Annotated in this window: 13 protein-coding genes; 6 read left to right on the top strand and 7 right to left on the bottom strand. The window is 41.2% G+C overall.

Going from position 1 to position 14490, the window contains the following annotated elements; all coding sequences use genetic code 11:
• Nucleotide 1: 1 nt before the first annotated feature.
• The 4 genes from ODU45_RS04315 to nrdI all read left to right on the top strand — a co-directional run bounded on the left by ODU45_RS04315 (nt 2) and on the right by nrdI (nt 3891).
• Entirely contained in the window at nt 2-454 is a 453-nt protein-coding gene (locus ODU45_RS04315; protein WP_208547233.1) for a GNAT family N-acetyltransferase, read from the top strand.
• A 231-nt stretch (nt 455-685) separates the two neighbouring features.
• On the top strand, nt 686-2437 hold the full coding sequence (gene aspS, locus ODU45_RS04310) for an aspartate--tRNA ligase (protein WP_398580835.1): 1752 nt from the start codon (nt 686-688) through the stop codon (nt 2435-2437).
• Nucleotides 2424-3362, top strand: coding sequence for a YitT family protein (locus ODU45_RS04305; RefSeq protein WP_398580834.1), 939 nt, complete (start codon nt 2424-2426; stop codon nt 3360-3362). Before aspS ends, ODU45_RS04305 begins: the two co-directional genes overlap by 14 nt.
• Nucleotides 3363-3438: 76 nt before the next feature.
• A complete protein-coding gene (nrdI, locus tag ODU45_RS04300; RefSeq protein ID WP_044758456.1) occupies nt 3439-3891 on the top strand; it encodes a class Ib ribonucleoside-diphosphate reductase assembly flavoprotein NrdI in 453 nt (150 codons plus the stop codon).
• Between the two features lie 151 nt (nt 3892-4042).
• Here the strand turns inward: nrdI and pulA are convergent, their stop codons facing one another.
• The 6 genes from pulA to ODU45_RS04270 form a co-directional block, all read right to left on the bottom strand.
• Nucleotides 4043-6094 carry a type I pullulanase gene (gene pulA / locus ODU45_RS04295; protein WP_074391267.1) on the bottom strand — a complete coding sequence of 684 codons (2052 nt, stop codon included), beginning with the start codon at nt 6092-6094 and terminating at the stop codon, nt 4043-4045.
• A 23-nt stretch (nt 6095-6117) separates the two neighbouring features.
• The gene (locus ODU45_RS04290) at nt 6118-7101 is read right to left on the bottom strand and encodes a LacI family DNA-binding transcriptional regulator (protein ID WP_002936122.1); all 984 of its coding nucleotides are present in this window, start codon (nt 7099-7101) and stop codon (nt 6118-6120) included.
• A 9-nt stretch (nt 7102-7110) separates the two neighbouring features.
• Entirely contained in the window at nt 7111-7821 is a 711-nt protein-coding gene (locus ODU45_RS04285; protein WP_398580833.1) for a hypothetical protein, read from the bottom strand.
• 131 nt (nt 7822-7952) lie between these two features.
• Nucleotides 7953-8795, bottom strand: coding sequence for a sugar ABC transporter permease (locus tag ODU45_RS04280; RefSeq protein WP_044761969.1), 843 nt, complete (start codon nt 8793-8795; stop codon nt 7953-7955).
• A 1-nt stretch (nt 8796) separates the two neighbouring features.
• Nucleotides 8797-10092, bottom strand: a complete 1296-nt coding sequence (locus ODU45_RS04275) for a sugar ABC transporter permease (RefSeq protein ID WP_009911009.1) — start codon at nt 10090-10092, stop codon at nt 8797-8799.
• 212 nt (nt 10093-10304) lie between these two features.
• The gene (locus ODU45_RS04270) at nt 10305-11564 is read right to left on the bottom strand and encodes an extracellular solute-binding protein (protein WP_044758459.1); all 1260 of its coding nucleotides are present in this window, start codon (nt 11562-11564) and stop codon (nt 10305-10307) included.
• A gap of 302 nt (nt 11565-11866) precedes the next feature.
• Between ODU45_RS04270 and malQ the strand changes: the two genes are divergently transcribed.
• Entirely contained in the window at nt 11867-13384 is a 1518-nt protein-coding gene (gene malQ, locus ODU45_RS04265) for a 4-alpha-glucanotransferase (RefSeq protein ID WP_398580832.1), read from the top strand.
• A gap of 42 nt (nt 13385-13426) precedes the next feature.
• Here malQ and ODU45_RS04260 read toward each other — a convergent pair whose 3' ends face one another.
• Nucleotides 13427-13609, bottom strand: a complete 183-nt coding sequence (locus tag ODU45_RS04260; RefSeq protein ID WP_002937045.1) for a hypothetical protein — start codon at nt 13607-13609, stop codon at nt 13427-13429.
• Between the two features lie 111 nt (nt 13610-13720).
• Between ODU45_RS04260 and ODU45_RS04255 the strand changes: the two genes are divergently transcribed.
• Entirely contained in the window at nt 13721-14245 is a 525-nt protein-coding gene (locus ODU45_RS04255) for a hypothetical protein (protein ID WP_044758461.1), read from the top strand.
• Nucleotides 14246-14490: the final 245 nt, after the last annotated feature.

Genomic DNA, 14490 nt, shown 5'->3' with positions numbered 1-14490 from the left:
TATGCAGTGGGAAATAAAAGCATTTGACCAACTAAGTTTACAGGAACTTTACGGTATATTGACACTGAGAGTTGATGTCTTTGTCGTTGAACAGGCCTGTCCCTATCCTGAAGTTGATGGAAAGGATCCAAACTGTCTTCATCTTTTGGGAACTGATGAAGGAGAGTTAGTGGCTTACTTGAGAATATTGCCAGCTGGTCTAAGTTATGATGAAGTTTCCATTGGTCGTGTGGTCATCAAGTCAAGTCATCGTGGCAAAGGTTTAGGTCGACCAATGATGGAGCAGGCAATTCACTTTATTACAAACGAATGGAAAGAAAGTCAGATTAAAATCGGTGCCCAAGCCCATTTAGAAAAGTTCTATAGTTCGTTAGGTTTCGAGCCAGTTTCAGAAGTCTATCCAGAGGACGATATTCCGCATTTAGATATGCTTTATACTAAACCAGTCGTTTAAGGCTGGTTTTTTAAGCCTGTACTCACAAGTCAAGTTATATAAGAGATAGTTTTTTGAAGGAATACGGACTGTATTTTGAAAAAACTAAGGCTGAGTAGCTGAATAACTAGCCTTAGATAGGAATGCTGGCCGGTGAATGCAGGTTCTTAGATTTTTCTCGGCAATTTCCCCCAAAAATCAGCCATTTTATGGTAGAATGAATAGGTATAAAATCAGTAAAAGAGGAAGAAAATGAAACGTTCTATGTACGCTGGACGTGTTCGTAAAGAACATGTCGGACAGGAAATTACTTTGAAAGGTTGGGTTGGCCGTCGTCGTGACTTGGGTGGTCTGATTTTCATTGACTTGCGTGACCGTGAAGGTATTATGCAATTGGTGATTAACCCTGAGTCAGTTGAAGCTGAAGTGATGGCAAAAGCGGAGAGTCTTCGTTCTGAATTCGTTATCGAAGTAACAGGAACGGTTGTGGAGCGTGAGCAAGCTAACGACAATATCCCGACAGGAGCTGTTGAACTGCAAGTAACCAGCTTAACAGTGTTGAACACAGCTAAGACAACTCCGTTTGAAATCAAAGATGGCATTGAAGCTAGTGATGATACCCGTCTTCGTTACCGTTATTTGGATCTTCGCCGTCCAGAAATGCTCAACAACTTCAAATTACGTGCAGCTGTAACCCACAGCATTCGCAATTATCTGGATGACTTGGAATTTATTGATGTGGAGACGCCAATGTTGACTAAGTCAACACCAGAAGGTGCACGCGACTACTTGGTACCATCTCGTGTGTCAAAAGGTCATTTCTATGCCCTGCCACAAAGTCCACAGATTACTAAGCAGCTTTTGATGAATGCTGGTTTTGACCGTTATTACCAAATCGTTAAGTGTTTCCGTGATGAGGACTTGCGTGGGGACCGTCAACCTGAGTTTACACAGGTGGATTTAGAAACCTCATTCTTGAATGAAGTTGAAATCCAAGACATCGTAGAAGGCTTGATTGCTAAGGTCTTGAAAGATACCAAAGGAATCGATGTGACCTTGCCATTCCCTCGTATGGCCTATGACCATGCTATGAACTTCTATGGTTCAGACAAACCAGATACTCGTTTTGAAATGCTTTTACAAGACTTGACAGAGGTTGTCAAGGAAGTTGACTTCAAGGTCTTCTCAGAAGCACCTGTTGTCAAGGCTATTGTAGTCAAGGGTGCGGCGGATAGCTACTCACGTAAAGATATTGATAAATTAACAGAATACGCCAAACAATTTGGTGCCAAAGGTCTTGCTTGGGTGAAAGTGGACAAGGGAGAATTAGCGGGGCCAGTTGCTAAGTTCTTGACAGGTATTACAGATAAGTTGACAGCAAGTTTACAACTTGAAGATAAGGACCTGGTCCTCTTTGTGGCAGATGAATTGGAAGTAGCCAACAATGCCTTGGGAGCTTTGCGTAACCGCTTGGCTAAGGAACAAGGCTTGATTGACGACAGCAAGTTCAACTTCCTCTGGATTGTAGACTGGCCAATGTTTGAGTGGTCTGAAGAAGAAGGTCGCTACATGAGTGCCCACCACCCATTCACTTTGCCGACAGAAGAAACAGCTCATCATTTGGATGGTGATTTGGCACAGGTTCGTGCAGTTGCCTACGATATCGTTTTGAACGGTTATGAATTAGGTGGCGGTAGCCTTCGTATCAACCAAAAAGATATGCAAGAACGGATGTTCAAGGCTCTTGGTTTCTCAGCTGAAGATGCGCATGAGCAGTTTGGTTTCTTGCTTGAAGCTATGGACTACGGCTTCCCACCACACGGTGGATTGGCTATCGGTTTGGACCGCTTTGTCATGTTATTGGCTGGTGAGGATAATATTCGTGAAGTTATCGCCTTTCCGAAGAATAACAAGGCATCTGATCCGATGACACAGGCACCAAGTACGGTTGCATCAGCTCAATTAGAGGAATTGGCTTTAGACATTACACTTGAAAATGAATAAATTTTTCAGAAAACAGCGTGTACGCTTTTTAAGAAAGGCCAGAAAGAATAAGTTTTGGTCGGTCATTTTGGGAATTTCTCGGGAAAAATATGCTGAACGGATATCGGGGTCCATTATTTATGGACTCCTATCTAGTATTGCAGTCAATTTTTTCTTTAGACCAGGGAATGTCTATTCGTCTGGAGTTACTGGTCTTGCACAAATTGTTTCTGCTCTGGCAGCTTCTTACGCTGGTTGGAGTGTACCGATTGCGGTGGTCTACTACGGTCTGAACATCCCCTTGCTTATCTTAGCTTGGTATAAAATTGGTTATAAATTTACTATCTTTACTTTTATTACGGTATCGTTTAGTTCTTTCTTTATTCAATTTATGCCACCAGTTACTCTGACGACAGATCCTTTAGTCAATGCTATTTTTGGTGGTCTTATGCTGGGAACTGGGATTGGCTTTGCGCTTAGGAACAATGTATCCAGTGGTGGTACTGATATTGTCTCTATTATTATTCGCAAGAAGACGGGACGTCAAGTTGGCTCCATTTCCTTGATTGTCAACATTATGATTATGTTGATTGCAGGGATGACCTTTGGCTGGCAATATGCCCTGTATTCAATGGTTGCGCTGTTTATCTCCAGTCGCATGACAGATGCGATTTTCGTGAAACAAAAACGGATGCAGGCCATGATTATCACCAATCATCCTGAACGAGTCATTAAGAAAATCCATAAGAAGCTCAATCGCGGTGTGACCATTATCAACGGTGCTGAGGGTGCTTATAACCATGAGCAAAAGACGATTCTCATTACCATCATCACTCGTGCAGAGTTCAATGATTTCAAGCATATTATGAAAAAGGCAGACCCCAAAGCCTTTGTATCGGTAGCTGACAACGTTAATATTATTGGTCGGTTTGTGGAAAGTGACTGATTGACAAACACTACATGTAGGAGTAAAATAGTATTTACAGTCTACATGTAGTGTTTTTATTATAAAGAGGAAATGTATGAAGAAGAAAATATATTTGGTTTACATTAGTTTGAGTGGCAATACAGAAAGTTTTGTGAAACGCCTAAAGTCCTTTTTCCAATTTCAAACTGACTGGGAGGTTGAACTGGTCCATGTTAAAGATTTGGTCAAGCGGGATATTCCTTTCTATCAGCTAGATGCACCCTTTGTCGCCTTTTTACCAACCTACTTAGAAGGTGGAAATGGAGTGGACAACGGAGATGTGGAAATTCTGACCAATCCTCTCGGAGATTTTATCGCTTTGGGGACCAATGCAGAGCTCTGTCTGGGTGTCGTTGGCTCAGGCAACCGCAATTTTAACAACCAATATTGTCTGACTGCTAAGCAATATGCTGAGCGATTTAATTTTCCTGTTATAGACACCTTTGAACTTAGAGGGATGCAGAATGACATTGAACGCATTGGTCGGAAGATAATGGAATTGATGTAAAGAGCCTCAACTCAGCTTTATGCTGGGTTGTTTTTTTGTCACACAAAAAAACTCACCAGCGTGACTAGTGAGTTTTAAGGAGATTATGAAAAATATTTAGGATTGACTATAGTATACCTCAGACTATATCGTGTTTCATCGGTCTAAAGTCCTATTTGTCTTCTAAAATGCAAATACTCTGTCCTGCAATCGTGATTTCTTGCTGATCACACTCTTCGACTGGAGGATAGTTGTAGAGAACTGTCTTATTTTTTTCACGTTCATAGGTAAAGTCGCTATCCGCAAAGTTGATGATAAATTGAATGGTCTTTTCTTCACTTGTCACTTGATAGCGAAGAACATATTCAGTTAACCAGTAGAAATCACAAGTTTCTTGGATACTTTCGTAGTTATCCTGGCTGAGTATTGGATTATTTTTACGGAAGGTAATTAATTCCTGAATGAACTCGATATGTTCCTTATAGCGAATAGCTCGTGTCCAGTCCAGACGGTTGATACGGTCAGGGACATTGTAAGTATTATCTATTTCATCTTTTGTACGGAAAAATTCCTGTCCGCTGTGAATGAAGGCCATACCCTGAGAGATTAAGATGAGCTGGAGACCAAAACTTGCAGCACGTTTTTGCTGTTGAGGTGTCCAGTTTGGATTCTCAATATGGAAATAGTCAAATGCTGTAGCATTATCATGGCATTCGATGTAGTTGAGGGACTGTTGAGGCGTTAAGAAATGGCTTAATCGGCTACCAGTCAGGAGATGTTGTACCTTTTCGTGCAATTGTTTATCTACTAGACGGTTTGGATTGAGCAAGAGTTTCTTAAAGGTATCACGGTAATCGTCATTGAAGAAGCTGATTTCAGGTAATTGCTCTGCATTATACTGGTGAGCCAGCTTTTCAAATTCGAGGCCTGTTGCCATTTTCCAGCCTTCACCATAGAGGTAGACATTTGGGTAAATGGCAGATAATTCAGTTTGAATCTGGTTGATTGTTTCGCTATCTAAAATACCCATAAGGTCGAAACGGAAGCCATCAAAACCATAGAGTTCTAGCCATTGGCGAAGGGATTGTTTGATGTAGTTGCGGACCATACTGCGCTCGCTGGCAACGTCGTTACCGCAGAATGTCCCGTCTGTTCGCATGCCGTGGTCATCATAGCGATAGAAGTAGCCTGGAACGATGAGCTCAAATGCGTACTTTTCAGCATGATAGACGTGGTTGTAAACAACGTCCATAATAACGGAAATATCTGCATCATGGTAGGCCTGAATAGCTTCTTGTAGCTCTAGAATACGTGCGTAAGGATCATTTGGTTGGCTAGAATAGGAACCTTCTGGCAGATTGTATTGCATAGGGTCGTAGCCCCAGTTGTAAACAGCTTGGGGTTTATTTTCATCCACACTGCCAAAATCATAAACAGGCAATAATTGAATATGGGTAACGCCTAGTTCTCTGATGTAATCCATTCCTAGCTTCATGCCATCCATGGTAGGAGACTCTGTCAATCCGAGAAATTGACTGCGGTGCTTGAAACCAGCTTCTTTTTGCCATGAGAAATCACGGACGCTCATTTCATAGATAATGGCCTGAGAGATAGGTCGTTGGGTCTTAGCACGACGGATTTTATGAAGTTTATCTGGATTGATAACGTAGCTGTCACCTGAGTTGGCTGTGGAAGACAGGGCGTAGGGATCGTGAACGGAAATCCATTCACCGTTTACTTTGTGGAGATAGTGATAGCTGTGCGCTTCTAGGTCTCCTTCAACAGTAATTTCCCAAACTCCTTTTGCTCCCTTAGTCATTGCATGTGGGTTTCCTTCTAGAACAAGAAAAACTTGCTTAGAAATCGGTGCCCATAGCTTAAAGGTTGTTGCCTCTGGTCGATAGGTTGCTCCCAAGTCTTGCCCATTGTATGTATAACTTTGTTCAAAAAGTGTCGAGCGAACAATATGACCATAGCCGAGTTCAGCTTTATTACGGTCCTGGTCGTAGATGGTATAGTCCTTGTCCAATGTCAATGCATGGAGGCTGGTTAGATAATAGATAACGAGATTATCTACTTCTAGACAGGAATGGATAAAAAGTTGAGACGTAGCATCATTTGATTCGAGTGAGAAGCTCATATGTTCGGAGTCGAATCGTTTTTCCATGACCAAGCGAATAGTTGCTACATCATCAAGGAATGCTTGGAATTGTCGTAATGCCATGAGCCAAAAGGCTCCTTTCTAAGTTAGAGTTCGGTAATGGTATGTGGAATGACACGTCGGTAGCAGACTTGCTTGTCTTCCTTGTTGTCATTGATGATTTGGTGGAGAGTATTGAATGCGACACGTCCTAGTTTAATAGCGTGGACGTCAACGTAGGCTTCAATATCTAGTTTTGGCTTGACGGAGTCGAAAGAAATGATAGGAAGTTTGACTCCGACTTCGTTGAGATATTTGACAACACCTTCGGCAACGGAAGTGTCGGTTGTGACGATTGCATCCAGGTCTTGTTTGAGTAATTTCTTAGAAATTTTATAGGCACTGTCTTCGAGAAGGAAGCCAGATACAAACTTGACCTTGTTTTCATCCAGGGGAATATTATGCGATTTAAGGGCGTTCTTGTAACCTGTATAACGGTCTTGAGATACGACCAACTCTTTGTTACCAGCGACGAAGGCAATGTTTTTGTAACCTTTATTGATGAAGTAGTTGGTAGCTTCAAAGCCGGCCTGGATATTATCATTATCAACTAGTGATATGAATGGAGAATCCGCCTTACCAAGAATGAGGAAGGGGAATTTGTGTTGGATAGCTAATTGTACCAATGGATCGTCGGGCTTGGAATAGAGGAAGATGAGGCCGTCCACTCGTTTGCCGTAGACCATCTGAGAAATCGCTTCTAGACGTTGTTCTTCATTCTTTCCTGTGGAGATTTGGATGGCATAATTATGATCTGCTGCAACTTGAGAAATTCCTCGTAAGGCAGTAGGGAAGAAGGGGTTTTGATAGAAAACATCCGAGTCATCTGGCAAAACCAGTCCGATAACCTGTGTATAGCTAGAAACTAGGCTTCGAGCGTTGAGGTTTGGATGGTAGTTGAGATCCGCCATGGCTTTCCTAACCAAGTCTTTCGTTTTTTGGCTAATGGCAGAGCTATTTTGAATGACACGAGTAACTGTAGATGGCGAGACACCAGCTAATTTAGCCACATCTTTGATGGTTGCACGCATATAGACCTCCTAGATTTCATCTCTGAATTTTGTTTTGAAAAATACCCATAACAAGCATAGCACAAATAGGATATTTTGTATGGTTAGAAGGGTAGTCACAGGTTGACCAAATAGTCCAATTAGACAGGCTATAAGAGTAGGCAGGCCCAGACAGTTGAGAGCAAAATTATAGCACTCTGCAAACGTTTCAAAATGGAAGAAACGAGACTTTTTAGTCAAAAAGAGGAAGAAGCTGGCTCCTAGTAGGATGAAGAGTAGGTTTGTTGTTAAAATAAAGGTCGAAATAAGAGTGATGGACAGTCCGACAGCTGCTCGGTTGGCTTGATACCATTTTTTAGAGATGGCTGCAGTTAATGTTTCCTTACTAGCAAAATCGTCAGTATTCAAATCTTCATAAGTCAATTCGCTTAGAATATCACTTCCTTTACGAATAGTTAGAGACTGATTGGCGAATTGATAAGTAAAGTCAGAACTAGAGCTAACAGTATCACCAAATGTCACTTGCTCCCAGTTAGTATTTCCAGTATAGGTTAGGTGGTTGTTTTCGATGACTGCATGTTGACGGAGGTCATCTACGACCTGATCTGTCAGAGGTGAATAGATACCTTCTACGAAATTTTCTAAAGGATAGGTTTCGAGATTGACAGTCTGTAGGGAGCTCGGAATGAGCAAGAGCGCCACTAAAAAAAGCGTTGTAAACAACCGTTGCCAAAGGTTCATTAGTCTACGATTGGCAAACATATTTCTTGGAGAGAAGATACTAGAAAAATAGGAAAAAGGATATGGGAGCATTCGTTGGACCTTTCATAAATATCAATGTTTCCCCTAAAAAGGGAAAAGGTGGGACAGGGTTATCCCTTGTCGCCACCGCTTGTTAAACCAGATACAAAGTTCTTTTGTAGGAAGAAGAATAGGATACTGATAGGGAGGGCAATAAGAATGGCACCTGCCGCAAAGTAGGCAATCTTCATATTTTTCACATCACTGATGAAGGTTTGAAGGCCGACAGCTACAGTATAGAATTCTTTTTCACGAAGCAAGAATTTGGATAGGATGTAATCTCCAAAAGGTCCCATGAAGGCCCAGAGCGCTTGTACAGCAATCATTGGACGAACGAGTGGGAGGACGATTTGCCAGAAACGTCTGAAGTGACCAGCGCCGTCTAGTTTTGCAGATTCATCAAGTGAGATTGGCACCGTATCGAAGTAGCCTTTCATGAGCCAAGCGTTCATTGGGATACCACCACCGACATAAAGGAAGATGAGGAACCAGCTTTGGTTGAGTGCATTGAGCATGAGGGCCATAACGAAGAAGGCAGTAAGAGCAGCCATGGTTGGTACCATTTGGATAATCAAGAAGAAGACCAAACTCTGCTTACGAGCGATGAAGTTATAGCGACTATAAGCGTAACCCGCTAGTACCACTATACTTGTTTGAATAACCATTGTCAAGAGAGCAATGATAAGCGTATTGAGGTACCAGGTTCCGTATAGAGTCTCGCTAAAGAGCTTGCTGAAATTGTCTAGTGTAAAGTTGATATTGCTATCCAATTTGAAGGCAACCACGTTACCAGACTTGAAGGCGGACATGATTGTAATCAAGAGAGGATAGATGATGATAACAGACAGAATAATCAGATAGAGATAGGTTAAGGTCTGATTGATTCTACGTCTAAATTTTACAGATAATTTCATCTTATACATCCTCCATTTCAAAAGCATTTAGTTTTTTGAAGGCAATCATGGAAATACTGATGACAATCATTGAGATAATCAATGTAACTGCTGCCGCCATTGAGTATTGAGGTGATGTACCTGTGGTTAATTTATAAATCCATGAAATCAAGATGTCAGTTGAACCTGCTCCACCACCGACGCTACCAGGACCACCATTGTTGAAGAGGTAGATGATAGAGAAGTTGTTGAAGTTGAAGGTGTATTGACTGATTAGTGTTGGAGCTGCTACTGCTAAAATCATCGGAAGGGTGATGTTACGGAATTTTTGAATGGCACTTGCACCATCAATGTAAGCAGCTTCATACAAGTCGTTTGGAATGGATTGCAAAATACCTAAGGTCAAAACATAGATATAAGGGAAACCAAGCCAAGCCTGCATCATAATGAGGGCAACTTTAGTCCAGAATGGGTCGGTCTTCCAAGGGATAAGGAAATTATCGATGAATGGTAGGAATTTGCTCAAGAATGGCAATACCTGTGTGTTAATAGCACCGACACTATCGTTGAACATGTTACTAAAAGTCAAGATAGTTACGAAGGCAGGAACAGCCCATGGGAGCAAGAAGATAACACCGAAGATACGTTTTCCTTTGATGAATGGTTGATTTGCGATGATGGCTGTCAAGATACCGATAACAATTTGAGCTGTTGAAGCGCAGAGTGCCCAGATAATTGTCCAGCCAAGTACAGAACCAAATGCGGTACGGAATGTGCTTAGTTTCCAGATGTTTGTAAAGTTGGTAATACCAATCCAATCCAACAATGCGCTTGGTGGCAGGTGTTTGAAGTCGTAGTTTGTAAAGGCGATAAACAATGTAACGACAACTGGGAAGATGATAGCAAAGGTCATCGCAATATATGATGGGATAATCAAGAGATATGGGAAACCATTCTCATAGATACCTTTTACCATTTCTTTTAATGTGGTAGCCACTGGCATCCCTGAATTCCATCGTTTCGCAGTATCACGTGCGTCTTTTAGGTTGAGTGCATAGAAAGCGAGATAGACAACTGTGATAATTAAGTGGAAAGAACCACGAATCAGCATGAATAGCGAATTATCTTGTCCACGAACACTACCGAGGGTAATCAAGTTGCCTAATTCACCAGCTGCAATAGCAATAAAATAAACAAGGAAGGCAAGCGTAACACCTAAAAAGATGTATCCTTTGGCTTTTTGTTTATTGTAGATTTGTCCGAGACCAGGGATCAGGGACAAAAGGAGTGCCTTACCTGGATTTTGTTTCATAGTCATAGTCTCCTTATATAGCTTCTGAATAGATGGTGGATGTTATCGTCATTTGGTTTTTCTTTTATTACTTCGTTAACTCGCCTTGCCTAACTTCAGTTATGCCTGCGACTCATTGCCTCGTACTAAAAGTAAACTAAAAGACTATATCTATTCAGTTTATCGTTAAGTAATAAAGTAGACTGGGAAGAGAACTCCCAGTCCAACTTTAAACTTGACTAGTTGCTGTGTTTTTGAGCAATTTCGTCTGCAATAGCTTTCACAGCGTCTGTTGCAGCAGTCTTAGCGTCTTTTGAGCCACTTGCAGCTTCGAAGAGCATGTTACCAGCTGGTGTCCAAACTGAACCCATTTCTGAGATGTTTGGCATTGGTTGAGCTGAAGCAAACTGGTTGATAACTGCAGTTGTCAATTCGTCTTTTTTGCTTACAGCATATTCACGAGCTTCAGTGTTAGCTGGAACTTCGTTTGTAGCGTCGTAAAGTGCTTTTTGTTGGTCTGTAGCAGTCAAGAAGTCAACAAACTTTTGAGCCATTTCTTGGTTTTTAGCGCCTGCTGGAACAACCCATGCTTTACCACCACCGAATGCTGAGTAGTTTTTGCCGTTTACAAGAGTTGGTATTGTTGCAACACCATAGTTTACACCAGCTTCTTTATATGAAGCTGCTTTCCAAGGACCTTCGATGATAGCAGCTGCTTTACCGTCTGTAAATTGAGTGTTAATCAAGTTGTTTGCAGCAGTACCGTCTTGAAGACCTTGAGGCCATTTTTCGTACCAAGTTTTAGCGTATTCAATTGCTTTGATGGCACCTTCATTAGCAAGTCCGATGTCTTTTGGATTTGTACCATTTTCACCGAATACATAGCCGCCGTAACCAGAAAGAAGTCCGTATGTATAGTAGAAATTCGTCCAGTCAGCTAGGAATGCTGAAGTTTTACCCTCTTCACCAGCAAATGCGTATTTACTGTCTTTAGCAAGTGTTTCAAGTTCTGCAAATGTTTTAGGAGCTTCAGTCAACAAGTCTTTGTTGTAGTAAAGAACAAGTGTTTCGATAACCGCAGGTGAACCGTAAACTTTACCACCGTTTGTTACAAGAGCAGTTGTTGTGTCATCTGCTTTGCTATCATCTGCAAGAGTCAATTCAGATAGTTGACCTTCAGAACCAAGGCTACCTACACGGTCGTATGGTGCCATCATAACGTCTGGGGCTGAACCTGATTGGTTATCCAATGATAAGTTATCCAAACCAGTTAAAGCATCACCAGTTTTAACTGTAACAGATACACCATTTTCTTTTTCGAAGCTAGCTTTGACATCGTTGATGTAAGATTCATAACCTTGGTCAACGTAGACAGTCAATTCTTTGCTACCTTCAGCAGACTTAGATGCCTCTGTTGATGAACCTGAGTTTGAGCATGCAGCTAAAACAGCAGTTGATGCAGCAAGAAGAGCAACGCTCTTAAGGAGATTGTGTTTCATTTTCTTCCCTCCGAAGATAAATAGTTTTGTGTGACGCTTGCTTTGCGCAAACGTTTTCCTAAGTTGACTTCATTATACACTAGATTGAATCCGTTTGCAAGCGTTTTTATAAAAATTTTTAAAATTTTTTTTGAGTTTAAAAAAATATAAGAATTTTTTTGCACATATTAATGAAAAGAAATATGGAATGGCATGTGAACTAACAGAATTAAATGGAAATTTCTTGATTTGTTACCGTTTTCAGTATATAATAAAAAAGAGAAAACGTTTGCGTTGTGCAAGCGGATTAGATAGGAGAACTTATGAAAGTAAGACAGAGTGGTGTGCTGATGCACATTTCATCATTACCAGGGAAATATGGAATTGGTTCCATGGGACAATCGGCTTATGAATTCGTTGATTTTTTGGTAAGAACTAAGCAACGCTATTGGCAAATCTTACCTTTGGGAACAACCAGTTATGGAGATTCTCCTTACCAGTCATTTTCAGCTTTTGCAGGGAATACTCATTTTATTGATTTCGATATATTGATTGATAAAGGCTGGCTGGCAGCAGAGGATTTACAAGGTGTTGACTTTGGGCAGAATCCTACAGAGGTAGATTACGCAGCTGTTTTTTATGCTCGCCGTCCATTACTGGAGAAGGCGGTTGCCAACATGAAGGCACAAGGCTTGCCAGAAGATTACTGGATGTTCTTAGGGGAGAATGACTTTTGGATTCATACCTTTGCGGAGTATATGGCTATAAAAGAGCATTTTGATCTCAAACCTTGGACAGAGTGGGAAGATCAAGGGGCGCGCTTACGTTACCACGATACCTTGGAATATTATCGTCACTTGTTAGCAGATCGAATTGATTATCACCGCATTACACAATATTTATTCTTTTCACAATGGAAGGCTTTAAAGGCTTATGCCAATGCCAAAGGTGTTGAGTTTGTTGGGGATATGCCAATTTATATCGCGGCTGATTCTGCCGACATGTGGGCTAATCCACATTTCTTTAAAACGGATGAAGAAGGCAAGCCGAGTGTGGTTGCAGGATGCCCACCAGATGCCTTTTCGGAAATTGGTCAGCTTTGGGGCAATCCGATTTATGATTGGGAAGCGATGAAGCATGACGGATTTACTTGGTGGGTTGCTCGTTTACGTGAATCCTTTAAGATATACGATATGGTACGTATCGACCACTTTATCGGCTTTGCCTCTTTCTGGGAAATTCCAGCAGGTGAAGAAACTGCTGTAAACGGTTACCGTGTCGAAGCACCAGGTTTTGAATTATTTGATACAATCAAACGTGAACTTGGTGATTTAAATATTATTGCTGAGGATCTCGGTTCTGTGACGGACAAGGTTATCCAATTGCGTGATACGACAGGTTTTCCTGGTATGAAAGTCCTGCAATTTGCCTTTGACCCTGAGGGCGACAGCATTGAAATGCCACATAACCATCCTAATAATGTGGTGGCATATACGGGAACCCATGACAATGATACGATTCTTGGCTGGTACGAAAATGAAACGACTCCTGCTTCACGTGCATTCTTAGATAAGTATAGCAATCGACGCGATGATGAAACGGTCCATCACGCCCTCTTCCGCCTGCTCTTTGGTTCGCCTGCCTTTATGGCGGTGGCTACTATGCAGGACCTACTTGGTTTGGATGGTTCAGCTCGCATGAACTTGCCAAATACGCTTGGTGGTAACTGGACTTGGAGAATGACGGCAGATCAATTGACACCAGAGATTGAAGCGGAATTGCTAGACCTTACAGAAACCTATCGTCGGGTTAATGTGCATTTAGTTGATGAGAAGTCATAATAAAATGAACTCCTCTAAGCAGTGAACTTAGAGGAGTCTTTGTTATCTCTGTTGTCGGACATAGAGCCAGTAGCGAATCCAGTAGTAGATGGTGTAGAGTAGGCAGGCTACGATAGTCCAAATGAAAAATGTATTCAGTACTTTAGCAAGACTTGGCAATAACCAGTTAATCAGTAGAGTGACTACAAAAATAATCACTCCGATATAGGTGGGCAATTTCTTCATGAGCTTTCCTCCTTTGAACTTAGTATAACAAAATTATATTTGCAGTCAAATGAAATATATGATTGACAATATAAAAATATGAGTATAAAATATAGAAAAAAGGAGGCTATTATGAAAAGACCAATTCATTTGTATATCTTTGTTGTGCTGTCATCTATTGCGAGCGTAGTGCGTGTCTTTAATGTGTTTTTTGCGAAGTACGATGAGGCAGCTGTGCGTCAATTGTTGCAGAATTTTAATGTAGAGGGGCTTGATGAGGTATATTTTACCTATATGAGAGAGTCTGTCAATTTCCAAACGAATCTTGTCAATAAGGCATTTGCAGTTGTGTTATTACTTGCTGTGATTGCGACGATTGTACTGCTTTTCCTCAAGAAAAATGAGCAGGCTTCTTATGCCTACCTGGGTTATCTTTTTGTAACTCTCTTATTTTCGACCTATGCTTTTATTGGTGAGAAAGGGTTGAGTCAAATTTATACTGATTCAGTTATGCGTCAGTCAGTAGAGGCGCAGGCAATGATGAATTATATTATTCGAGTTGTCCTATTTGCTATCTATTTTGGGGTAACTATTTTCTTCCATCTGCGTAAACCGAAAGAAAAACCGAGCACAGCTATTAATTCGACAGATATTTAATGAAAAGAGACTGGGCAAAAACTAGCCAGTAAATAAAAAACACAGATAGATTCAAGCTGATTCTGATGAAATTCAGCCGAACTGTCTGTGTTTTTCTTTCTGCTTCTACTATCTTGGACTAATTTCTTAGCCAATTTCGTGAGATTCATGCTCATTAGGAGGAATCCTATCTCAGTTTCAACCACCTTTTGACCTCTGACATGGACTCTGCGCACGCCAAAAACACCCTTCATCCTACCAAATAC

Source organism: Streptococcus sp. 2022WUSS135 (assembly GCF_044427045.1).
In the GTDB taxonomy this organism is placed as follows: domain Bacteria; phylum Bacillota; class Bacilli; order Lactobacillales; family Streptococcaceae; genus Streptococcus; species Streptococcus hashimotonensis.
Note: the sequence above shows the minus strand (reverse complement) of the source record. Positions and strands in the feature narration are given on the sequence as shown.